General features: G+C 71.9%; 17 protein-coding genes and 1 pseudogene. 10 read left to right on the forward strand and 8 right to left on the reverse strand.

Annotation, left to right across the window (positions count from 1 at the left end):
- The first annotated feature begins 46 nt into the window (after positions 1-46).
- The 3 genes from Q4V64_RS39380 to Q4V64_RS39390 all read left to right on the forward strand — a co-directional run bounded on the left by Q4V64_RS39380 (position 47) and on the right by Q4V64_RS39390 (position 3,319).
- Positions 47-1,762 carry a dihydroxy-acid dehydratase gene (locus Q4V64_RS39380; RefSeq protein ID WP_216377573.1) on the forward strand — a complete coding sequence of 572 codons (1,716 nt, stop codon included), beginning with the start codon at positions 47-49 and terminating at the stop codon, positions 1,760-1,762.
- 71 nt (positions 1,763-1,833) lie between these two features.
- Positions 1,834-2,535 carry a hypothetical protein gene (locus Q4V64_RS39385; protein WP_124438640.1) on the forward strand — a complete coding sequence of 234 codons (702 nt, stop codon included), beginning with the start codon at positions 1,834-1,836 and terminating at the stop codon, positions 2,533-2,535.
- A 181-nt stretch (positions 2,536-2,716) separates the two neighbouring features.
- A complete protein-coding gene (locus tag Q4V64_RS39390) occupies positions 2,717-3,319 on the forward strand; it encodes a sigma-70 family RNA polymerase sigma factor (RefSeq protein WP_124438639.1) in 603 nt (200 codons plus the stop codon).
- Between the two features lies 1 nt (position 3,320).
- Here Q4V64_RS39390 and Q4V64_RS39395 read toward each other — a convergent pair whose 3' ends face one another.
- On the reverse strand, positions 3,321-6,485 hold the full coding sequence (locus Q4V64_RS39395) for an FAD-binding and (Fe-S)-binding domain-containing protein (protein WP_124438638.1): 3,165 nt from the start codon (positions 6,483-6,485) through the stop codon (positions 3,321-3,323).
- Positions 6,486-6,582: 97 nt separating this feature from the next.
- On the reverse strand, positions 6,583-7,083 hold the full coding sequence (locus Q4V64_RS39400) for a MarR family transcriptional regulator (protein WP_124438637.1): 501 nt from the start codon (positions 7,081-7,083) through the stop codon (positions 6,583-6,585).
- Positions 7,084-7,205: 122 nt separating this feature from the next.
- Between Q4V64_RS39400 and Q4V64_RS39405 the strand changes: the two genes are divergently transcribed.
- The gene (locus Q4V64_RS39405; protein WP_124438636.1) at positions 7,206-7,724 is read left to right on the forward strand and encodes a YceI family protein; all 519 of its coding nucleotides are present in this window, start codon (positions 7,206-7,208) and stop codon (positions 7,722-7,724) included.
- On the opposite strand, the gene Q4V64_RS39410 is transcribed toward Q4V64_RS39405, so the two are convergent.
- Both Q4V64_RS39410 and Q4V64_RS39415 read right to left on the reverse strand, forming a co-directional pair.
- On the reverse strand, positions 7,702-9,585 hold the full coding sequence (locus tag Q4V64_RS39410) for a hypothetical protein (RefSeq protein WP_253266837.1): 1,884 nt from the start codon (positions 9,583-9,585) through the stop codon (positions 7,702-7,704). The two genes, Q4V64_RS39405 and Q4V64_RS39410, sit on opposite strands and share 23 nt — an antisense overlap.
- A gap of 159 nt (positions 9,586-9,744) precedes the next feature.
- The gene (locus Q4V64_RS39415) at positions 9,745-13,803 is read right to left on the reverse strand and encodes a bifunctional nitrate reductase/sulfite reductase flavoprotein subunit alpha (protein WP_124438635.1); all 4,059 of its coding nucleotides are present in this window, start codon (positions 13,801-13,803) and stop codon (positions 9,745-9,747) included.
- A gap of 251 nt (positions 13,804-14,054) precedes the next feature.
- Here Q4V64_RS39415 and Q4V64_RS39420 point away from each other — a divergent pair, with 251 nt between their 5' ends.
- Together Q4V64_RS39420 and Q4V64_RS39425 are read left to right on the forward strand one after the other, a co-directional pair.
- Entirely contained in the window at positions 14,055-14,450 is a 396-nt protein-coding gene (locus Q4V64_RS39420) for a cell division protein SepF (RefSeq protein WP_124438634.1), read from the forward strand.
- Positions 14,451-14,552: 102 nt separating this feature from the next.
- Positions 14,553-15,749, forward strand: coding sequence for an ATP-binding protein (locus Q4V64_RS39425; protein WP_124438633.1), 1,197 nt, complete (start codon positions 14,553-14,555; stop codon positions 15,747-15,749).
- On the opposite strand, the pseudogene Q4V64_RS39430 reads toward Q4V64_RS39425, so the two are convergent.
- A pseudogene (locus tag Q4V64_RS39430) lies at positions 15,741-17,016 on the reverse strand (transposase). The gene Q4V64_RS39425 and the pseudogene Q4V64_RS39430 sit on opposite strands and share 9 nt — an antisense overlap.
- 237 nt (positions 17,017-17,253) lie before the next feature.
- Here Q4V64_RS39430 and Q4V64_RS39435 point away from each other — a divergent pair.
- Both Q4V64_RS39435 and Q4V64_RS39440 read left to right on the forward strand, forming a co-directional pair.
- Positions 17,254-17,580 (forward strand): nucleotide pyrophosphohydrolase, encoded by a 327-nt coding sequence (locus tag Q4V64_RS39435; RefSeq protein ID WP_124438632.1) that lies wholly within the window; start codon positions 17,254-17,256, stop codon positions 17,578-17,580.
- A gap of 160 nt (positions 17,581-17,740) precedes the next feature.
- Positions 17,741-18,199: a DUF6099 family protein gene (locus tag Q4V64_RS39440; protein ID WP_124438631.1), complete on the forward strand. Its 459-nt coding sequence runs from the start codon at positions 17,741-17,743 to the stop codon at positions 18,197-18,199.
- A 279-nt stretch (positions 18,200-18,478) separates the two neighbouring features.
- Here Q4V64_RS39440 and Q4V64_RS39445 read toward each other — a convergent pair whose 3' ends face one another.
- Positions 18,479-19,273, reverse strand: a complete 795-nt coding sequence (locus tag Q4V64_RS39445; protein WP_124438630.1) for a hypothetical protein — start codon at positions 19,271-19,273, stop codon at positions 18,479-18,481.
- Positions 19,274-19,611: 338 nt separating this feature from the next.
- Positions 19,612-19,833: a hypothetical protein gene (locus Q4V64_RS39450; RefSeq protein WP_124438661.1), complete on the reverse strand. Its 222-nt coding sequence runs from the start codon at positions 19,831-19,833 to the stop codon at positions 19,612-19,614.
- Positions 19,834-20,037: 204 nt separating this feature from the next.
- On the opposite strand from Q4V64_RS39450, the gene Q4V64_RS39455 reads away from it, so the two are divergent.
- Complete coding sequence (locus Q4V64_RS39455) at positions 20,038-21,285, forward strand: helix-turn-helix domain-containing protein (RefSeq protein WP_124438628.1); 1,248 nt, start codon at positions 20,038-20,040, stop codon at positions 21,283-21,285.
- A 45-nt stretch (positions 21,286-21,330) separates the two neighbouring features.
- On the opposite strand, the gene Q4V64_RS39460 is transcribed toward Q4V64_RS39455, so the two are convergent.
- Positions 21,331-21,498: a hypothetical protein gene (locus Q4V64_RS39460; RefSeq protein ID WP_172629085.1), complete on the reverse strand. Its 168-nt coding sequence runs from the start codon at positions 21,496-21,498 to the stop codon at positions 21,331-21,333.
- A gap of 248 nt (positions 21,499-21,746) precedes the next feature.
- Here Q4V64_RS39460 and Q4V64_RS39465 point away from each other — a divergent pair, with 248 nt between their 5' ends.
- A complete protein-coding gene (locus Q4V64_RS39465) occupies positions 21,747-22,670 on the forward strand; it encodes an LLM class F420-dependent oxidoreductase (protein ID WP_124438627.1) in 924 nt (307 codons plus the stop codon).
- The last annotated feature ends 199 nt before the right edge of the window (positions 22,671-22,869 follow it).

A 22,869-nucleotide genomic window follows, 5' to 3' on the forward strand; every position in this document is an offset into this window, starting at 1 on the left:
GCGTTCCAAAATTTAGACCGTCGTGTCGATTATTGGAAGGGGCTCCATGGTGAGTCTCCGCAGCGCACAGTGGTACGCGGGTCAGGACCGCAACGCCTACATCCACCGGGCGTGGATGCGCCGGGGTGCCCCCGGGGACGCCTTCACCGGCCGACCGCAGATCGCCATCGCCAACACCGCCTCGGACCTGACCCCCTGCAACGCACACCTGACCGACGTGGCCGCCTCGGTCCGCAACGGCGTGTACGAGGCGGGCGGCATCCCGCTGGACCTGCCCGTGGTGTCGCTGGGCGAGACGCAGGTCCGGCCCACCGCCATGCTCTGGCGCAACATGGCGGCGATGGCCACGGAGGAGATGCTGCGGGCCAACCCCATCGACGGCGTAGTCCTGCTCGGCGGCTGCGACAAGACGATCCCGTCGCTGCTCATGGCCGCCGCCTCGGTGGACCTGCCCGCCGTCGTCGTGCCCGGCGGCCCGATGCTGACGGGGACCTTCCGCGGCAAGCCGCTCGGCTGCGGTACCGACGTGTGGCGGCTGTCCGAGGAGGTCCGGGCAGGCACGCTCTCGCAGGAACAGTTCACCCGCTCCGAGTCGGCGATGATCCGCAGCCGCGGACACTGCAACACCATGGGCACCGCCTCGACGATGGCGCTGGTGGCGGAGGCGCTGGGCATGGTCGTCCCGGGAGTCGCCGGCACCCCGGCGCCCGACAGCCGTCTGCTGGAGGCCGCTCATGGCTCCGGCCGGCTGGCGGTGGACATGGTGTCCGCCGACCGACGACCGGGCACCTTCCTGACCAGGGCGTCCTTCCACAACGCGATCGTGGCGCTGGCCGCCGTCGGCGGGTCGACCAACGCGGTCGTCCACCTGCTGGCCATCGCCGGCCGACTCGGCATCGACCTGTCGCTGGACGACTTCGACCGTATCGGCTCACGTGTGCCCGTCCTCGTGGACCTCCAGCCGGCCGGCCGTTTCCTCATGGAGGACTTCCACCGCGCCGGCGGTCTGCTCGCCGTCCTGCGCGAGGTCCGCGACCTGCTCGACCCCCACGCGCCGACCGTCACCGGCAAGCCGCTGGTCGACCACCTCGACGACGCCCCGATCTGGGACTCCGAGGTCATCCGCACCCGCGTGAGTCCGCTCGTCGCCGAGGGCGGCATCGCCGTCCTGCGCGGCAACCTCGCCCCCGACGGGGCGCTCATCAAGCCGGCCGCCGCCTCCCGGCACCTGTTGCGCCACCGCGGCCGGGCCGTCGTCTTCGACTCGATCGAGGACTTCCACGCCCGCGTCGACGACCCGGACCTCGACGTCGACGCCGACTCCGTCCTCGTCCTGCGCGGCTGCGGCCCGAAGGGTTACCCGGGCATGCCCGAGGTGGCGAACATGCCGCTGCCGAAGAAGCTCCTTGAGCAGGGGGTCCGCGACATGGTCCGGGTCTGTGACGGCCGTATGAGCGGTACGGCCTACGGCACGGTCGTCCTGCACGTGGCGCCGGAGGCGGCGGCCGGCGGGCCGCTCGCGCTCGCCCGGACGGGGGACTTCATCAGCCTCGACGTCGAGGCCCGGCGCATCGACCTCGACGTGCCCCCCGACGAACTCGCCCGCAGGACCCCCGACGAGGCCACCGTCTCCGGCTTCGCCAGCCCCCGGCGCGGCTGGGAACGGCTCTACGTCGACCACGTCCTGCAGGCCGACACCGGCGCCGACCTTGACTTCCTCGTCGGCTCCAGCGGTTCGGAGGTGAGCCGTGAATCGCACTGAAGTGAGTCCGGGGCAGGGGAATTCCGTACCCAGGCGTGATGAGCTGCGCGTCGATGCGAGGATGAGGCGCCATGACAGCTGGGTGGTGTTCGCGCACGGTACGAGCCGCGGTGTTCGCGGCCGTCTGTGTGCTGCTCGCCGCCCTGGGGCACGTCATGATGTCCGGCAGCCACGTACCCGCGTGGGCGCTGGGCCTCGGCCTGGCCGTGACCGGCACCGCCGGCTGGTGCCTGACCGGTCGTGAGCGCGGGCTGCCGCTGATCGTCGCCGTCGTGGTCGGCACCCAGACCCTCCTCCACTCGGCGTTCTCGGTCGCCCAGTCGGGGACCGTGTGGTCCGCACCCATGGGCTCGACGCACATGGGCGGCACGCAGGCCATGGACTCCACGGCCCCCACGGCCCCCACGGCCCCCATGGACTCCATGGGCACCGGCCATATGGGCGCGAGCCATATGGATCACATGCGGGACCTGGACCTGAGCCACGCCACGGGTGGCGGCACGTCCTCGTCCGGCATGCTCGCCGCCCACCTGCTGGCCGCGCTGCTGTGCGGCCTGTGGCTGGCCCACGGCGAACGGGCCGCGTTCCGCATCCTGCGGGCCGTGGGCGGATGGCTGGCGGCGCCTCTGCGGCCGCTGCTCGCGCTGCCCGCCCCGCCGCGACCCCCGCGCCCGCGCGTGCGCCGCCGCCGCTCGGATCGGGCGCCGCGCCTTCTCCTCCTCGTCCACGCGATCACCCATCGGGGTCCGCCCCTGGGGACCGCTGTCGTCTGACGACAGCCGGCAGCCCGAGGCACAGCCCGTAAGGCGCCTCGGGCTTCAGCCGCACGCCCGCGCAGGCGTCGTACGCCCGCGCAGGCGTCGTACGCCCGCGCAGGCGTCGTACGCCCGCGCAGGCGTCGTACGGCTGGATCCTCCCCCTCACCGGGGCCAACACCCCTCACCGGGGCCACCGATGACCCGAGAAGGACACCAGGTGATCACTCCTACCGACTCCATGGACGCGTCGGCCACCGCCTGGGCGCTCGCCGCCCGTGCCGGCGACGCGGTCGCCGTCGAGCAGTTCGTCCGCGCACTGCACCGTGACGTCCTGCGCTACGTCGCCCACCTCTGCGCCGACCCCCAGGCCGTGGACGACCTGGCACAGGACACGTTCCTGCGGGCGCTCGGCAGCCTGCACCGGTTCGAGGGACGTTCCTCGGCGCGGGCCTGGCTGCTGGCCATCGCCCGCCGTTCCGTGATCGACGGCTACCGGTATGCCGCCGCCCGGCCCCGCCCGTGCGACGTGCCGGACTGGCAACTGGCGGTCGAGCGCGCCCAGCCGCGGGGCCTGCCCGGTTTCGACGACGGCGTCGCGCTGCTCGACCTGCTGGCCACGTTGCCCGACGAACGCCGGGAGGCCTTCGTCCTCACCCAACTGCTGGGCCTGCCCTACGCGGAGGCGGCCGAACTGAGCGACTGCCCCGTCGGGACGGTCCGTTCCCGGGTGGCCCGCGCCCGCGAGACGCTCATCGACCTGCTGGCCACGGCCGACGAGCCCGCGGTGCCGGCCGCCTGAGTCAGCGCGTCAGCCGGTTCCGGACCAGCCTGGCCGCCGTACCCACCGCGGCCAGGCCGGCCAGTCCCGTGAGGCCCGCCCCGGCCATGGCGAGTGCCTTGGCCGGGCGTCCCGGAGGCGCCGGCCGGACGCCGGGCGCGACGCCGTACGCGCTGCCCAGCGCGCCGGAACGGGGTGTGTCGGAACGGGCGCTGTCGGGCAGCGCGGAGGCCAGCAGCTCCGCGAGGTGCACCGCCTCGTGGCCGCCGCTGTCGAACTCGTGGATCTGCGTACGGCAGCTGAAGCCGTCCGCCAGCACCACCGTCTCAGGCGCCTCTTCCCGCAGCCGCGGCAGCAGCACGCGCTCCGCGCACGCCTCGCTGACCTCCAGGTGCCCGCACTCGAAGCCGAAGTTCCCGGCGAGTCCGCAGCAGCCGGACTCCAGCCGCTCGACGTCGACCCCGGCGCGGTGCAGCAGCCGCTCGTCGGCCGTCCAGTCCAGCACCGCGTGCTGGTGGCAGTGCACCTGGGCCAGCGCCCGCGCGGAACGGTCCGGCACCTGCGGGGGTTCGTAGCCGGGGGAGTGCTCGGTGAGCAGTTCGGCCAGCGTCACCGTCCGGTCGCACAGCCTGCGCACGTCACGGTCGCCGGGGAACAACTCGCTCGCGTCCGACCGGAACACGGCCGTACAGCTGGGCTCAAGGCCGACGACCAGGCCACCTCCCCGCACGTGGTCGGCGAGATGGCGCACGGTACGGGTCAACACGCGTTCGGCGACGGTCAGTTGCCCGGTGGAGATCCAGGTCAGCCCGCAGCACAGCGGCTCGTCGGGCAGGACCACCCGCCAGCCCGCGTGCTCCATGAGCCGTACGGCCGACTGCCCGATGTGCGGATGGAAGTGGTCGGTGAAGGTGTCCGGCCACAGCAGGACGGTCCCGCGCGCCCCGTCGCCGTACGGCTCATGGCGCGCGAACCACTGCCGCAGGGTCTGCCCGGCGAACAGCGGCACCTCCCGGTCCTCGACGCCCGCGACCGCGACGGCGGCCTTCGACAGCGGCGGGGTGTGCGTCATCGCGTTGACGACCGGGCCGAGCCGCGCGCGGCCGACGGCCTGGGCGAGGGCGGGCAGCCAGCCCATGGAGAAGTGGGCGCGGGGACGCCGCCACCCCCGGCCCACGTAGTGATGGGACAGGAACTCCGCCTTGTACGTGGCCATGTCCACGTCGGCCGGACAGTCCTTCTTGCACCCCTTGCAGGCCAGGCACAGGTCGAGCGCGTCACGCACGGCCTCGGACCGCCAGCCGTCCTGGACGGCGCTGTCGCCGTGCCCGTCGAGCATCTCGAACAGCAGCCGGGCCCGCCCGCGTGTGGAGTGCTCCTCCTCCATGGTCACCTGGTACGAGGGGCACATCACCGCGCCGCCCTTGTTGGTGTGCTGCCGGCACTTCCCCACGCCCACGCACCGGTTGGCGGCCTCCGCGAAGGACCCGCCGTCCTCGGGGAAGCGGAAGTGCAGGTCGCGGGGGTCGTACGGAGCCCAGTCACCGCCGAGGCGCAGGTTCTCGTCCAGCCGGTACGGCGCCACGACCTTCCCGGGGTTCATCCGGTCCAGCGGGTCGAACACGGCCTTCAACCGCCCGAAGGCCTCGACCAGTCGCTCTCCGAACATCCGCGGCAGCAGCTCGCCCCGGCTCTGCCCGTCGCCGTGCTCACCGGAGAAGGAGCCGCCGAACTCGGCGACCAGGTCGGCCGCCCGCTCCATGAACCGCCGGTAGGCGGCGACCCCGTCGGCGGAGTACAGGTCGAAGGGGATCCGGGTGTGCACGCAGCCCTGCCCGAAGTGGCCGTAGAGGCTGGGCCCGGTGTCGCTGAGGTAGCCGAACTCCTCGTACAGGCCGCGCAGTCGTCGCAGGTAGTCGCCGAGCCGGTCGGGCGGGACGGCCGAGTCCTCCCAGCCCTCGAAGGTGTCGGGCCGGTGCGGGACGTGCGCGGTGGCGGCGAGGCCGGCCTCGCGGACCTGCCACAGCTCCTCCTCGTGGGCCGGGTCGTCGAGGAAGGCGACTTCGGGGTCGTGCTCGGACTCGTCGAGGGCGTCCAGCATCCGGTGCGCCCGGTCCTCCGCCTCCTCGATGGTGTCCGAACCGAACTCCACCATCAGGAAGGCACATCCTTCGGGCAGTTCGGCGATCGCCTTGGGGTTGAGGTTCTTCAGCTGCTCGTCGCGGATCAGCTTGGAGTCGACGCCCTCCAGCGCGATCGGCTCGTACGGCAGGACCGCCGGCACCGCGTCCGCGGCCGTCTCGACGTCCGGGAACCCCAGTACCACCAGCGTGCGTTCCTCCACCACGGGCACCAGCTCCAGCTCCGCGCGCAGGACGGTGACCAGCGTGGACTCGCTGCCGACCAGCAGCCCGGCGACGTCGAAGCCGTGTTCCGGCAGCAGCGAGTCGAGGTTGTAGCCGGACACCCGGCGCGGGATGTCCGGGAAGCGGCGGCGGATCTCGTCGGCGTAGGTGTCGCGCAGGGCGCGCAACTGCCGGTAGACGGAGGCCCGCAGGTCGCCCTGCCGCTCGATCTCGGCGTACTCCTCGTCGCTGGTTTCCCCGCACCAGAAGCGGGTGCCGTCGTACAACAGCACTTCCAGGCGGGCGATGTTGTCGACCACCTTGCCGTGCGCCTGCGCGGTGGCCCCGCAGGAGTTGTTGCCGATCATGCCGCCGAGGGTGCAGTTCGCGTGGGTGGCGGGCTCCGGGCCGTAGCGCAGCCCGGTCGGCGCGAGCCGCCGGTTCAGCTCGTCCAGCACGATGCCGGGCTGCACGACGCAGGTGCGGGCGCTGGTGTCCACGGACTCCAGCCGGTCGCAGTACTTCGACCAGTCGATGACGACGGCGGTGTTGGTGCACTGCCCGGCCAGGCTCGTCCCGCCGCCCCGGGACAGCACGGGCACGTCGTGCTCACGGGCCACGGCCACCGCCGCGGCGGCGGCCTCGGGCGTACGGGGGACGACCACGCCGATCGGGGTCTGCCGGAAGTTCGAGGCGTCCGTGGAGTAGGCGGCCCGGCTCCCGGCGTCGAAGCGGACCTCGCCGTCGACCCGTTCACCCAGTTCGGCCTCCAGTGCTCCCACGTCGACCGCAGGTGCGGCCGGTCGCCCGGCGACGGGATCGGGCAGGTCCAGCACGCCCATGGAGCCCTCCTACGGTGGTCGGCGCGGCGTCAGCGGCGGCCGTGCCCGAGGCACGGGGCGACCGGGTACCCCTCGGCGGTGCCGACGACACGGGCTCCTATTCGGCGGGCTGCTCCTGCGCGAAGTCCGGCATCAGCGCACGCATCGCCTCGCACTGGGCGGGGCCGATGGCGCCGGCGAGGGACTTGAGGACCGTGTCGGCGAGAGGCTCGGAGGCCTCCGTCAGCAGGCGCCGGGCCTTGTCGGTGAGCGCGACCTCGACGCCCCGCTTGTCGCCGCAGACCGACCGGCGGGTGACGAGTCCGGCGTGCTGGAGGCAGGCGATCTGATAGGTGAGCCGGGTCTTCGGGCGGGCCAGCTGCTCGGCGATCCGCGTCATCCTGACGCCGCCGGGCTGCTCGGCGAGCAGGCACAGGACCAGGAACTCGTCGTGCGAGACGTCGAGCCGCTCCTTGACGACCGCGTGCAGCCGCCGCTCGACGGCCCCCGTCGCGGCCAGCATGACCATCCATGCCCGCAACTCGGGAGGCAGCAGTCCGGCGCCCTGCGCGGAGGGACATTCGGGCAGGTCATCGGGGTGCTCGTCGGGTTCGGCCATGGTCCGAGTGTACCTGTTATCCAATTTTGGACGAGGGGCCTGCGAAGGGGTTGTTCATATTTGGATAACCCGCTACGGTGAGCGTCATCCAAATTTGAACCACTGGGAACAAGGGGCATATCATGACCGTCGCCGTGGAAACCGGGACCTGGCAGCTCGACCGCACCGCCTCCACCGTCGCCCTGCGGCACAAGACGATGTGGAACCTGGTCACGGTGAAGGGCACCTTCGCCACCTTCGCCGGACAGGGCGAGGTGCGGCCCGACGGTTCGGCCGTCGGCACCATCTCCCTGGATGTCGCCTCCCTGGACACCAAGAACGCCAAGCGCGACACGCACCTGCGGGGCGCCGACTTCTTCGACGCCGACAACCACCCCGAGATCACGTTCGCGGTCCGCAGCGCCGAACTCCGCGGGAGCGACGCGGTGCACGTCGTCGGTCAGCTGACCGCGCGGGGCGTCAGCCGTCCCCTGTCCTTCACCGCGGCCCTCCGTGACGCGAGCGCCGACGCACTCACCCTGGACGTGGAATTCAGCGTGGACCGCGAGCAGTTCGGCATGGGCTGGAACCAGCTCGGCATGATCCGCGGCCTGACCACGGTCACCGCCACGCTCCGCTTCACGCGGACGGCAGCAGCCTGATGTAGGTGCTCGACAGCGTCTGCGGCGAGGGCGTGAAGGCGCGCAGCCGGACCCGCACCCCTCGGCGCGGAAGCGTGAACGTCCCGGTGAACGGCCGGATTTCGTACGTCGCCGTCGCGTGCGCGGGCAGGGCGGCCGGGCCCCGTACGACCGACCAGTACGCGTCCATGCCCTGGCCCCTCGTGAGCGTGAAGTGGGGCACGAGGGCGCTGTCGCCGGTGTTGGTGACCCGGAGGGTCAGCCGGGAGACGGCGGTCGGCGCCGCCCGCCCCACCGAGGCGACGGCCATGTGCAGCGGCGGCGTCCCCGTCGCCGCCAGCGCGGCGCTCGCCACGGCGGGGGAGAGCAGCAGCACGACCGCCGCGATCCGCGCCGGACGCCGGTGCGGCCCGGACAGCAGGCGCGGGCGCGGCTGCCACGCGCCCGCGAACTCCGGCAGCGGCGCGGTGACCGCCGCCGCCAGCCACAGCGGGGTCATCATCAGGTAGTAGCCGTCCTGCGAACGGGTCGCCAGATAGAAGGCGAGCCACGGCAGGACGGTCGCCGCGGGCCCCAGTCGCCGTACGAACAGCACGAACACCGCCAGCAGGCCGCCGAGCAGCAGCAGGCTTGCGCGGGAGTACCAGTCGAGCCGGTCGCCGCCGTCGGTGAGGTACAGCGAGACGTCCACCAGGCCCTGCCCGTGCAGCACGGCGCCCTGCGTCAGCGGCAGCGCGATGCCGTCGAGCCAGGCACCAGGCTCGCTCACGATGAAGTACGTGTTGATCAGCAGCCATACGGTGGCGGCGACCCCGGCGACCCGCAGCGCCACCAGCCCCGCCGCCCGCGCCCCTAGGGCCTGTGTCGGAAGTGGCGCCTGCCGGACGGCGTCTGGCACGCTCCCCCACTGCCTTGAGGGCGTGGGAGGTGCCCCCACTCGCCGCACCGGGCGAAAGCCCAAGTACGTCCAGTACGAGGGCTTCCGCCCGGCACGCCGAGAGCACGCACCAGACGCCGCCCGGCCCGCCCTTCGGGCGGACGACGCCACTTCCGACACAGGCCCTAGCTCCCCGCGCCGCACGGCGTAGATCCCGGCCAGCAGGAACGGCGCCAGGAACCAGGGCAGTTGCTGCGCCGCGCACGCCGCGCCCAGACAGGCCGCCTGCGCCACCCCGGCCGGGCCGAGCCGCCCGCCCCGCCCGATCCGCGGCCAGCGCACCACCACCGGCACCAGCAGGGCCAGGGCCAGGATCGCCGGATAGCCGAGCCGGCCGTACGAGGCCAGCATCCCGAAGCCGAGGCACACCATCGTCGCCGCCGGCCGCCACGGCCCGGGCAGCAGCCGCCACAGCACCACCGCGCCGACGATCAGCGCGCCCGTGCTCAGCGCCGTCGCCGCCATGCCGCCGTGCCCGAGCCACAGCAGGGGCGCGGTCAGCAGCGGGGCCAGCGGGGGATAGCCGTACGTGTAGTCGTAGCCGCCGGTCACCGTCGGGGTGCGCGCGACGGTGTGACCGAAGAGCCAGGGCCACGGCTGCCCGTAGACGGGGTGCCCGGCGACCAGCGCCCGGGCGGCCTGGGCGGTGAGGTCCGCCTCGTCGGAGCCGTTGTGGTTCATGACCCACGTACACAGGACGAGCGTCACCGCGGTGACGAGCACGCACAGGTCCACGCGCGCCAGCGACCGCGGTCGGCGTACCACCAGGGCCAGCACCCCGCACACCAGGACCGAGGCGTAGCACACGGAGATCACCGCGGCCACGACGAGCCGATGGCTCGCCGCCTGCGCCCAGACCGATCGCGTCCCGATGAAGAGACTGATGTCGGCCAGCAGGGTCAGCACGCGATGCCACTGCGCGGGGGGTTCCGGGGCGGCGGACACCGCCGGCTGCGTCCGCCGGACGGGAGCCGACAGCCGGGTATCTGTCAGGAGCACGGCACCGGACGGTAATCGTGCCCGGTGAGCGCGCCGCCGACGGAGGTGAAGAGTCCGGTGTGAGGGCGGTATGAAGACCCGGTTTGCTCCGAGGCGCGGCAGCTGTCAGTAGACGTCCCGTACGTACCGCTTGGCCGCCGCCAGCTGCTTCACCCACGCCGACGCCTCGGCCTCCGCCAGACCGCCGTGCGCCACCGCGATGTCCCGCAGCGCCCGGTCCACGTCCTTGGCCATGCGGGAGGCGTCGCCGCAGACGTAGAAGTGCGCGCCGTCCTGGAGCCAGCGCCACAGCTCGGGGCCGTGCTCCAGCATCCGGTCCTGCACGTACACCTTGTTGCGCTGGTCCCGGGAGAACGCGGTGTCGAGGCGGCTCAGGGCGCCCTCGTCGAGCAGCGCGGTCAGCTCGTCCTCGTAGTAGAAGTCGGTGGCGCGGTGCTGCTCGCCGAAGAACAGCCAGTTGGGCGCCCGGTGACCGAGCGCGAGCCGCTCCTGGAGGAAGCCGACGAAGGGCGCGACGCCCGTACCGGGACCGACCATCACCATCGGCGTCGAGGGGTCGGCGGGCGGCCGGAAGTGCGGGGAGCGCTGCACGAACACCGGCACCTCACGGTCCGGCTCGGCGTCGGCGAGGAAGGGCGAGCAGACCCCGCCGCGCGGCCGGCCGTGCAGGTTCTCGTAGCGCACCACGGACACCGTCAGCGAGACGAGGTGCGGGTCGACGAGCGGGCTGGAGGATATGGAGTACAGGCGCGGCTGGAGCTTCTTGAGGACGTCCGCCCAGTCCTGCGCGTCCGCCCGCACCGGGTGCTCCGCGAGCACGTCCACCGCCTGCCGACCCCAACTCCACTTCGCGAGCCCGTCCTTGTTGTCGGGGCGCAGCAGCCTGCGCAACTCCCGGTCGTCGCGGACGCGTTCGGCGACGAAACGCAGGAGGCCCGGGGTGATCCGGGTGATGTCCAGATGCCGGTGCAGGGCCTCGGCGAACGGGACCTCGCCGACTCCCTCCAGCGACACGGAGGCCGATCCGTCGGCCCCGGTCGCCGCCAGCCACTCCTCCACCAGCGCGGGCGAGTTGACCGGCCGCACCCCGAGCGCGTCCCCCGCCTCGTACGTCAGGGAGGACCCGCTCGTGTCGAAGGTGAACCGCCTGACCTCCTTGCCCGCGCCGGGCCCGCTGAGCAGCCGGTTGCCGACGAGTCGGGCGGTGGTGGGGGCGGGCCCGGCGGACCGGGCGGGTGCTGGAGCGGGCTCCGTCGTGGTGCTCGCGGCGGCCTGCGTCCTGGTGCCCAGCGCTGTCAGCACCTGGTCCAGCCAGGCCCCGGCCTCCGTCTCGTAGTCGGGCTCGCAGTCCGTGCGCGGCGCGAGCCGCACCGCACCCAGCTCGTCCAGCCGCGCGTCGAGCCGGCGCCCGTGCCCGCAGAAGTCGTCGTACGAGGAGTCGCCGAAGGCGAGCACGGCGTAGCGTACGCCGTCCAGGCGCGGGGCCTGTTGCCCGGCGAGCGCATCCCAGAAGCCGGTGCCGTTGTCGGGCGCGTCGCCGTCCCCGAAGGTGCTGGTGATCAGCAGCAGATCGGCGCCGGTGGGCAGCGTGCCCGGGTCGGTGTCGTCCATGCCGACGACCCTCGCCCGGTGTCCGCCGGCGGACAGCCGGTCGGCGACGGCACCGGCGAACTCCTCGGCGTTGCCGGTCTGCGAGGCCCACAGGACGACGACCTCACGGCCGCGCTGTCCCTGGTCGGTGGCCGGTGGCGTCGTCCGTGAGTACATCCCGGCGAGGACGCCGTTCACCCACATCGCGTGCTCGGGGCTGAAGGGCGCGTCCGGCGGCAGCACGGGGACACCGGGGGCGCCGGAGTCGATGCCGGCGAGGAAGCCGGTGAGGTAGAGGCGCTCCTGAGCCGTCAGGACGGGCGGCGGGGCCGGATCGAGCCCGAAGGGGTTCGCGCTCGGCGTGACGGCGGTCGGGACGATCACCTCCACGGGCGCGGGCGCAGGCTCCGCGACCCTCGTCAGCGACACCGCGCACACCTTGAACTCCGGCTGGAAGGACACCGGATCCACCGCGTCGCTCGTCACCGCGTTGACGCTCAGGTACTCCCCGAAGAGGTCGTTCCAGTGGAACGGCGCGAAGCAGGCCCCCGGCCGCACGCGGTCGGTGACCACCGCCGGCAGCACGGCCCGCCCCCGCCGCGAGGCGACCTCCACCCGGTCACCGTCGGCGATCCCCAACTCCCGCGCGTCCTCGGGATGCACCTCCACGAACGGCCCGGAGTTCAGCTTGTTGAGCTTGGCCACCTTCCCCGTCTTCGTCAGCGTGTGCCACTGGTGCTGCACCCGCCCGGTGTTCAGCACGAAGGGGAAGTCGTCGTCCGGCATCTCCGCGGCCGGCAGGTGCGGCCGCGGGTGGAAGACGGCCCGCCCGCTCGCCGTCGGGAACCGGAGTTCGCCGCCGCCCACGTACCGGATCGGATTGCGCTCCGGCCCGTCCTGAGACGCGGCCGGCCACTGCACGGGCGTCGAGCGCAGCCGCTCGTACGTCACCCCGCGCAGGTCCCACTCCGTGCCCGGGTTCCAGAAACGCCGGATCTCCTCGAAGACCTGCTCGGCACTGTCGTAGGAGAACCCCTTCTCGTACCCCATCTCCCGCGCGACGGCCGCGATGATCCGCCAGTCCGCCATCGCCTCCCCGGGCGGGTCGGACACGGCCCCGGTCAGCGTCAGGTTGCGCTCGCTGTTGACGAAGACGCCCTCCGCCTCGGTCCACATCGCGCCGGGCAGGACGACATCGGCGTACGCGTTGGTCTCGGTCTCGCCGAAGACGTCCTGCGTGACGACGAACTCGGCGGCCTCCAGGCCCTCGATCACGGTACGGCGGTTGGCGACCGAGGCGACCGGGTTGGTGCAGATGATCCAGCAGGCCTTGATCTCCCCGTCGGCCATCTTCTGGAACATCTCGACGGTGCCCTTGCCGACACCGTCCTTCCGCAGGGTCCCCGGCGGCAGCTCCCACACGTCCTCGGCGAACGCCCGCTCCTCGTCGACGAGCACCGAGCGCTGCCCGGGCAGCCCCGGGCCCATGTAGCCCATCTCACGGCCGCCCATCGCGTTCGGCTGGCCGGTGAGGGAGAAGGGCCCGCTGCCCGGACGGCAGATGGCGCCCGTGGCGAGATGCAGGTTGACCAGGGCGTTGGTGTTCCAGGTGCCGTGCGTGGACTGGTTGAGGCCCATGGTCCAGCAGCTCATCCACTCGCCGGCCTCGCCGATCAGCCGCGCCGCCTCCCGGATGTCGTCCGCGGCGAGCCCGGTGATCTCCGCGACGGCGTCCGGCGCGTAGTCGGCGAGGAACTCCCCCATCGCCTCCCAGCCCTCGGTGTGCGCGGCGATGAAGTCGGGGTCGGTGTGCCCGTTCTCGACCAGCAGGTGCAGCAGACCGTTGAGGAGGGCGAGGTCCGTACCCGGCTTGACCTGGAGGAACAGATCGGCCTTTGCGGCGGTCGCGGTGCGGCGCGGATCGACGACGATCAGCTTCGCGCCCGCCTTCACCCGCTCCGTCATCCGCAGGTACAGGATCGGATGGCAGTCGGCCATGTTCGACCCGATGACGAGGAAGGCGTCCGCCCGGTCGAAGTCCTCGTACGACCCCGGCGGCCCGTCGGCGCCGAGCGACGACTTGTAACCGGCGCCCGCGCTGGCCATGCACAGGCGCGAGTTCGACTCGATCTGGTTGGTCCGCACGAACCCCTTGGCCAGCTTGTTCGCCAGGTACTGCGCCTCCAGGCTCATCTGCCCGGAGACGTAGAAGGCGACCGCGTCCGGCCCGTGCTCGTCGATGATCGTGCGCAGCCGCCGCGCGGTATCGGCGATCGCGTCGGCCGCGGGTGTGGGCACCGGCTCCTCGCCCCGGTCGTCCCGCACCAGCGCGCTGGTCAGCCGCCCGGGCGCGGCGAGCATGTCCGCCGTGGTCGCGCCCTTGGTGCACAGCCGGCCCGCGTTCGCCGGGTGCGCCTTGTCGCCGGACGCCTTCAGGACCGTACGCCGCCCGTCCGGCCCCATCCCGACGTCGAGCACCATGCCGCAGCCCACACCGCAGTACGAGCAGACCGTGCGCACCTGCTGCGTCGTCTGCTGCGGCCTCGTCGGCTGCGTCCGGGGGCTCGTCGTCATGCCGTCGACGGTACGAATTGCCCGTTACGCCTGTGTGACACGGCTTGATCATCAGGGGTTACGCCCGCTGCACAACCGTCGCGTGACGGGTGTGAGGGCCCGTGCGCTGGGCGTATTGGGGGCGCTGCAACGGCGATGCGGGGCCGATGTGAGGTGCATCGCGATCGCGGAGCGTGTCGCTGATAGGCCGAACGGGTGACCATGCGTAAGAATTGCCCGATGCAGACAGCAGTGCGAGCCAAGGATGGAGCATGCCGGTGAACAGCCACGATGTCACCGACGAACAGTGGGAGGGGCTCGCCCAGGTCGTGCCGCTGCGGGGCCGGGACGCCTGGCCGTCCGCGGTCGACCACCGGTCCATACCGGAGGCCGAGACCGAGGCCCGGCGCCGCTTCGTCGTACTGCGCGTCAATGTGTTCGCGGACGCCCGCGAGGTCGCCGAGACGCTGATGGCGGGCGTCCCCGTACTGCTCGACCTGACCAGCGCGGAAACCGAGGTCGCCAAGCGGGTCCTGGACTTCAGCACGGGTGTCGTCTTCGGCCTGGCGAGCGGGATGCACCGAGTCGACCGCAACGTGTTCCTTCTCACCCCGGCCGGAACCGAGGTGACCGGGCTGATGGAGGGGGCGGGGATTCCCGGAGCGTGAGGTGCGTGAAGTGACAGGCCCGCCGGGACGGCGTCGCTCGATCGTAGGAACCCCTCGGGGGTGGAACGGTTCGCCTGACCTGCGCAGTCCTACGGTCCGGACATGATCGCCTCCCTCACGTCCCCAGCGTCCCCCCGCCCGTCCCCGGCACGACCCGGAGACGACGAGGACCGTCCGGACCGGCCGCGCGTGACCGAACTGCGGCTGTCCGCCTTCGCCGGCCACCGCCGCGCCAGTTTCCCGCTCGGACCGCTCACCCTGTTCGCCGGGCCCAGCGGCTGCGGCAAGACCAGCGCGCTGCGGGCCTACGAGGCACTCGCGCGGCTCGGTGGCGGGGACGGCCTCGCCGAGGTGTTCCCCGACCCGGTCGCCTGCGTGCCCGAACGGGCCCGGCCCGACGCACAGCGCCGCCGCGGCTTCCGCATCGGCTGCACGGCCGACGGCCCCGAGGGCCCGGTCCGCCTCGACGTCGCCGTACAGGCCGAGCCCGACCTGCGCATCGTGGGGGAACGGCTGGCGGCGGACGGGCTCGTCCTGCTGGAGACCGCTCTGCGCGACCCGAGCCGCCGCCAGGTGCAGGCCGCCTGGCACACGGCGGGACAGGCGTCGGTCACCCGCGCCCCGCTGCCCGACGACCGGCTCGGCACCGCGCTGCTCCCGCTGCGCGTGGCAGGCAAGACGGACGGGCAGCGCCGGGTGCTCGCCGCCGCCGAACAGATGGTGGTCGCCCTGCGCTCGGTCTTCGCCTGCGATCCCGCGCCGGACCGGATGCGCGCCCCCGTGCCGACCGGATCCGGGCGGCTGCTCGGCGGCTGCGACAACCTCGCCGAAGTGCTGCGGCGCACCCGCGCGGAATGCGGGCAGCGGCACGCGCGGCTCGTCGCCGCGGTGCGCGCCGGCTGCGCCGGCCCCGTCGCGGACGTGCTCGCCGAGCCGCTGGCCGACGGGACGGTGCGGGCGGTGCTCGACCGGGGCGACGGGATCCGGACGGAGCTCGGTCGGCTGGGCGACGGGGAGTTGAGATACGTCGCGCTCGCGCTGGTGCTGCTCACCGGGCCCGGCGTGCTGGAGCTCGACCCGGCCGGCGAGGTCCCCGCCGCCCTCCAGACGCTCACCGTGCTCGCCGACGGCCTCGACCGGGGACTGGACCCCGGGCAGCGCGGCGAGTTGCTGCGGCTCGCGGCCCGGATGTGCGAGCGCGGTCACATCCGCCTGGTCGGCGCGGTGAGCGACGCGTCGTGGGTCGCCGGGACGGACGGGATCACGGTGGTACACGTCAACTATCCGTCACTAAAGTGACGGGCTTGCACAACGGGCATCACTGGGTGTGGTGCTGCGTTTGCGTCCAGCCCCACCCCGGCGCGTGTGCTCCGGTGGTGGGACGGGGGCCGTTGACTGGGCCCCGCGTCGCCACAACTCCCAGGCACGGGCCTGGATGTTGCGGGAGCCGTTCCGGTCCGCGTGATCAACGAATCCGCAGGACCGGCACGCGAACCAGGCCTGAGAGACCCGGTTCGCCTTGTCGATGTGCCCGCACTCGGCGCAGGTGCGGGAGGTGTATGCCGGATCGACGTACACCACCGGCACCCCCGCGCGGCGGGCCTTGTACGCGATGAACGCCCCCAGCTGGGCGAACGACCAGCTGGAGTGGGCGGCCCTCCCCCACTGCCTTAAGGGCGTGGGAGGTACCCCCAGGCTTGCGAAGCCGTACCCGCTCGCGGATGCCCGTCAGATCCTCCAGGGCAATACCGCGACCGGTGCGTTCTGCCTCGGCCACCACACGTTTCGCGATCTTGTGGTTGATGTCCTTGGCCCGTCGCGCCTCCTTGCGCCTGCGCTTCTTCAGGCGGCGCTTGGCGGACGGGGTGTTCTTCTTCTGCAGCTTGCTGCGCAGATGTCGTTCACGGACCCGGCCGCGGTTGAGCTCGCGCCCGGCCATGATCTCGCCGTCGGACGTGGTGGCGATGTTCACGATGCCCAGGTGGATGCCGAGGAAGTCCACCGGATCGGTGTTCAGCGGCGCCTCGGGCACCTCACAGGTGGCATTGAGAAACCACATGCCGTCCCGGCACACCAGATCGGACTCGCCCTTCCGGTACAGGGCCAGGGTGGCCAGCTGCTCCGGGGACGCGGTGAACGCCACGTCCTTGATCCGCCCGGCCGTCGTCCAGATCGAGACCCGCCGCTCGGCGATCTGCCAGGACAGCATCCGGTCGTCATACGGCTGCGCTCCCTCAGGCCGGAAGACGACCGGCTTCTCCGTAGCCCTGCGGTACCGCTTCGAGCCGGGTTTCCCAAGGTTGCCGACCTTCAGGTTCGCCTTCAGCGTCGCGTACGCGTCGCACGTCCTCTTGATCACGTGCTGGGCCGCCTGCGCGCCCAGACCCCACCGCGCTTTCACCTCGGCGTAGGTGAGCCTGCGCAGCGCGAAGTTGCTCTTCGCATCCTCCTCGAAGGCGACCTGACTGGCCCAGGTCGCCGCCTCGTTGCAGGCGCGTAGGGTCGCCTCAAGTGCCGCCGCCTGTACGGGCGTCGGCAAGAGCTTCACCTGCACGACCAGCTTCATGATCCCGACCGTACACGCCAGTGCGAGACACCCCCACACGTTCGTAGCCGTTCATCCCATCGAGCGAATCCCGTCACATTTCGGGATACTCCCGCACCGCTCAACCCGGAACCGAAGGCTCGGCACCCGGCCGCTCCTCGGCCAGTCAACCGCAGTGATGCCGCGCCGCGGCCGCTAGGATGCGATTCCTCCCGGGGCTGAAGCCCCGGGGGTTCCTCGCAAGAATCCGCTGAAGCCGTGACAGAACCTCTCGACGTGGCGAAACTGCAGCGCAGGCTGGCCGAGTTCGCGGCCGCGCGCAACTGGCAGCCTTACCACACCCCCAAGAACCTCGTCGCCGCGCTGAGCGTGGAGGCCTCCGAACTCGTCGAGATCTTCCAGTGGTTGACGCCGGAGGAGTCGGCCCGCGTGATGGACGACCCCGACACCGCGCACCGCGTCACGGACGAGGTCGCCGACGTGCTCGCGTATCTGCTTCAGCTGTGCGAGGTGCTCGGCATCGACCCGCTGGCGGTGCTGGACGCGAAGATCGACCGGAACGAGAGGAGGTTTCCGGCACCGTAGAGCAGCAACTTCCGCTATTACTGTCAGTAATCGGATTGCCACCTGAAACCGATTACTTGTCCGCAGATTTCCGTCTTCCTCTGTCCTTTTGTCTCAAGGCCTCTCACTCTGGGTAGTGGACCAGTAGGTGGATGGACGTCGGGACAGACGGGGGCACCCCATGGACGCGGTGCGGCTCATCGTGGCGAACAGGCGAGCCCTGGCGGGAAGCGCGGACACGCCGGACGTCATGGCGGAGGTGTGGCAGGCGCAGGCCCTGGCCCAGGCGATCGGCAGCCGCCTCGCGGTCTCCGGCCCGCCGGAACTGCGCGGCGAGGCGCTGGGGTTGACCGAACTGGCGGGCAGAGGCTGCGGTGTCCTGGACCGGCCGGACATCGACGCCGAGGCCCTGCGCGCCGCCCGGCTCACCGAACTGGGCGACGCCCGCCAGGCCCTGACGTACCTCGGCGGCCTCCTCGGCGAGGTCGGCATCGCCCTCGTCGGCATCGCGAGCGCCGCGGACGACGAGGGCACGTACTGGCAGTGCATGGAGGCGATCGACGCGGCGGACGAATCGAGGGATCGGGTGCGGGAGATGCTCAGGAAGCTGGCGGACCGGGACGAGGCGCTGCCGGCGTAGCCGCGGGGTGGCCGCACGCCGGCACGGCTGCGGGCAGTCTAGCGCCGGGCCGCGCGACCCACCCCCGCCAAGCCCCCACTCCCCAGCCCCCACGCCGCCCAGCTAATAACCCCGGAAGCTCAGTCACCCTGCGGCCTGGGCGGCGGGGCCGCCCGCTCGGGGTCCTGCCGGGGGGGGGCGTCGACCCCGCGTCGGTGCAGATCGATTGGACCCGCTGACCCCCACACGCGCACGACGGTGCCCGGCCGGGCAGCTTCACCGGCCGGGCTCCCTGTCTGTCTACCGCGTGAGCCGGGTCAGGAAGCTGTCCACGAACTTCTCGACCTCGGCCCGGCTGTTGACTTCCTCGACGTTCAGGCGGTCGACGTACCTCACCCCTGCGTTCAGGAGCAGACGGCTTCGGCTGTGGTCCCGCCCGGCGTGGCCTTTGTGGTGAGGCCCGTCGATCTCGATCACCCCGGCGTAGCCGCGATACGTGATCAGCAGGTCGGGCTCAAAGGTCCAGCCCCTCACCCGCATACCACCCAGAGGCACGATCCCGATCGTCTCGTCGTCCGGCAGGGACTCCTGCCGCTCCCTGAGCACCCGGTACACGTCCAGCTCCCACTCGTTGGTGAAGCGGAGCTGATCCTCAACCGGGTGGCCCGGTTCGAGCTGCACCTTGCGCCCCTGGTTGCTTGGCTTGGGCCCGTCGGCGGTCTGAATCTGCCTGCGCCAGTCCGGGCCGAGGCGCGGGATCGACGGCCGGGCGACAAGCTCATCAACTGACTTGCTCGACCCCCACATCACGTCCCGCATCACCACGGCGATGCCTTCCAGCGCCTCTTCGTCGTACGTCGGGTACAGGCCCGGCTCCACCACAAGCACGATCCGGTAGCCCTCGTGGTCGTACTCGGTGTTCCAGAGCCTGACCTCAGCCGACGTCACATCGGCGATCATCCGCGCCGTGTCGGTCTTCCCGAGGTGATACGCGAGTACAGCGCTTGTCCCGAGCAGCCACTCACTCACCAGGGGGGCGTTCTCCGGGGTGTCGAGGGCGCGGGACATGTCCGGCGACGGCAGCTCATCACTCATGTACGGAATTGTGGCAGCCACCACCGACAACGGAAGAGTGCCGGATCACGCGGAGTTCCCGCCAACTCAGCCAGCCCGCAATGGGGTTGAGGACCAGCCGGATACGGCGGAGGCCGGCCGGGCAGCATCACCAGCCGGGCTGCGTGCTGTTGGGGGCTGCTACTCGGGGCGCTCTCGGTGACAGGGGCACCCGCACCGGCGCGCGAGCAACAGGCCACTGCCGTGGGGCAAGGGCACGTCCTTGGTCTGGCGACACTGGTCGTGCAGATCCTCGTACCCGGGCTGCTGGGCGACCGCGCACTCGGCGGACATGGCCGACGTGTCCACAGCAGGCGCGTTCACGGCGCCTCCCCTCGGCTCCGGGCGTTGGCCAGAGCCACACCCGCCGACAGCCTCTCCGCCGCCGTAGCGGGCCGAAGAGGGCCGTGCGCATCCCATTCCCGCCCGCCGCCGACCGGCCTCAGTTGCCAGTACGGGCCCTCATGCCCCATCACCTGACCGACCTTGCGCGTTGCGTCGTCGTACACCAGGTCGCCGGGCTCCGGCTCGTACGTGCTCATGGTTCCCTCGCTGTCCGGCGGGACCTCTGCCACGTCCGCCGGGTGGGCTGTACGTTGCGTCATGTCGTCGCTCCCTCGAAGCGTCGGCCACGCCCCGGGGGCCCTGCCCGGGGCCGCCGGGGTCTCTGCACGTCAACCCTGGTGCTGGCGTCCCAGCCGTTACAATTGGGCCGCCCTATAGCCCGGCCCTATATCGTTGAATTCATGGGGGAATTGACGCCCGACCTCTGGTCTCACCCACAGCTCATCGCCGCCGTCGCCGCCGAGGACTGGGGCGCGGTCCTGCGCACGTACCGGAAGCTCACCGGCCTCAGTCAGACCCGCCTCGGTGAGCGTGTTGGCCTGGTGCAGCCGGACGTGTCCGCCATCGAACGCGGTCACCGCCGGGTGACCTCCACGGAGGTGCGGCAGCGCATCGTGACCGGGCTGGACATCCCGACGGATCTCGTGCGGGTGCGCGCCGAGGCTCCGGCCGCGCCGGTCGCCGGACTGGCTCTGCCCGGCCACGGGCCCGATGACGACCTGCTGACCCGGGTGACGAGCGTGGTCGAGTCGGGACTCCGGGTCGACGCCCCCACCCTGGACTGGCTTGACCGGCTGCTGGCCGAGCACCGCCGGGCCGAGGACGAGATCGGCTCGCGCCCCCTGGTGGACGTGATGCGGCAGCAGCTCCGCACGGTGGTCGACCTGTATGCATCGGCCCGGGGACCGCTGGCCGACCGGGTGGTTCGGCTGGCCTCCGAGCACGCACAGTTCCTCGCTTGGATGGCGCAGGACCAGGGACAGACGGCCGCCGCACTCGCCTGGTACGACCGCAGCCACGAATGGGCCCTGGAGGCCGGAGACGCCAACATGGCCGCCACCGCCCTGAGCATGAAGGCGCACATGGCGTGGTCCGGTGGCCGGGGTGATCGGACCGTGCGGCTGGCCGAGGCGGCCCGGTGGTCGGCTCCCGGCACGTCTCTCGGGGTCCAGGGCATGGCCGCGCAGATGGCCGCCCGGGGCCACACGCTCAACGGCGACGGTGACGACGCCGAACGGCTTCTGGACGAGGCGCAGTGCCTCATCGGCCGGGCCGCCGAGCACCCCGAGGACGAGCCGGTCTGGATGTACTTCTACGGGGAGACCTGGTTCACCCTCCAGCGGGGCATGGCCGCCCTGCACCTCAAGAACTGGCGGGCTGCCGTCGACCACCTCACGGTCGGGCTGGACGCCCTTCCGGACGAGTACCGGCGGGACAAGACCTGGTACCGCACATGCCTGGCACACGCGTACGCCGGAGCCGGGGAAGCCGCACAGGCCCTCGCCGTCGCTCTGGAGGCCGTGCCGGACGCCTCGGCCGTCGGCCGCCCGCACTCCTGGAATGAGCTGCACTCCACGGCCGCCCTGCTGCTGCGCCGGGGTGCCCCCGAGGGGCAGCAGCTCGTGGCCGTGCTCTGCGAGTTCGACTGACGCGTCAGCCCGTCACGGCCCGAGAACCCCAAGGCAGACGGCCCGTCAGCGGTCTGATTCGGCGGCTCCGGGAGATTCATCGGGCGGAAAGCCCGCTTCGATCTTGAGGTCGGAGAGGTCCGCATTCAATGCCGCCATCAGCTCCTCCATCTGCTGCAGCAACCCCTTGGGCTGCCCAACCCCCACAGGGAGCGGCACGGTTTCTTCGGACATGACGGCCTCCTAGGCCCAGGGCCCCCAGGGAGGCCGACGCGGGTGACGATCGACGCCCCGGCGACGACCGTCCCGGTGCGGGCTCCGGACGGTCCGGCTCCGCCCGAGCCAACGATCTCCACCGGAGCGGGTCACTGGCGAGATCACCTCCGCGCGCGGCATTGACGTATTTTCACCCCGGCCGGGGACGGCCCCGCCCGGAGGGACCGCTGCGGTTGACCGATGTGCCGGCGTGCAGGATGGAGGGCATGGATCTCCGCATTTTCACCGAGCCCCAGCAGGGCGCCACCTACGACACCCTCCTCTCCGTCGCCAAGGCCACCGAAGACCTCGGTTTCGACGCGTTCTTCCGCTCTGACCACTACCTCAAGATGGGCGACGTGGACGGCCTCCCCGGCCCCACCGACGCCTGGATCACCCTCGCCGGGCTCGCCCGCGAGACCAAGCGCATACGGCTCGGCACGCTGATGACCGCCGCCCCCTTCCGGCTGCCCGGCGTGCTCGCCATCCAGGTCGCGAACGTCGACCAGATGTCGGGCGGCCGCGTCGAACTGGGCCTGGGCACGGGCTGGTTCGAGGAGGAGCACACGGCGTACGGCATCCCCTTCCCGAAGGAGAAGTTCGCCCGCCTCGAGGAGCAGTTGGAGATCGTCACCGGCCTGTGGGCGACGGAGGTCGGCGAGACCTTCGACTTCCAAGGCACCTACTACGACCTCAAGGACTCGCCCGCGCTGCCCAAGCCCGCCCAGCGGAAGGTCCCCGTGCTCGTCGGCGGCCAGGGCTCGACCCGCACCCCGCGTCTGGCCGCGCGGTACGCCGACGAGTTCAACATGCCGTTCGGCTCGCTCGAGGACACCGAGCGACAGTTCGGCCGGGTCCGCGCCGCCGCCGAGGAGGCCGGCCGCAAGGCGGACGACATCACCTACTCCAACGCCCTCGTCGTCTGCGTCGGCAAGGACGACCAGGAGGTCGCCCGCCGCGCCGCCGCGATCGGCCGTGAAGTCCCGGAGCTGAAGGACAACGGCCTGGCCGGCAGCCCCGCCGAGGTCGTCGACAAGATCGGCCGCTACCGGGAGATCGGCTGCGAGCGGCTCTACCTCCAGATCCTCGACCTCTCCGACCTGGACCACCTGGAGCTGATCTCGTCGCAGGTGCGGACGCAGGTGTCGTAGGGCGGCCGTGGCTGCGGATCGGAACGCGCCGGCTCCCCGGGCGGCGGAGCCGGCGCAACGCCCCAGAGCTCTCGGCGAAGTCCGGCGCCGCGCCGGTCATGCTGACGCCCCACCTCGACCTCGGCACCACCGGAAAGCCGGGAGTCAGCCCCTGGCGACCGGAGGAGGAGCCGCGCGGATAAACGAAAGCGCCGGTCGG

The organism is Streptomyces sp. NL15-2K (assembly GCF_030551255.1).
Lineage (GTDB): Bacteria > Actinomycetota > Actinomycetes > Streptomycetales > Streptomycetaceae > Streptomyces.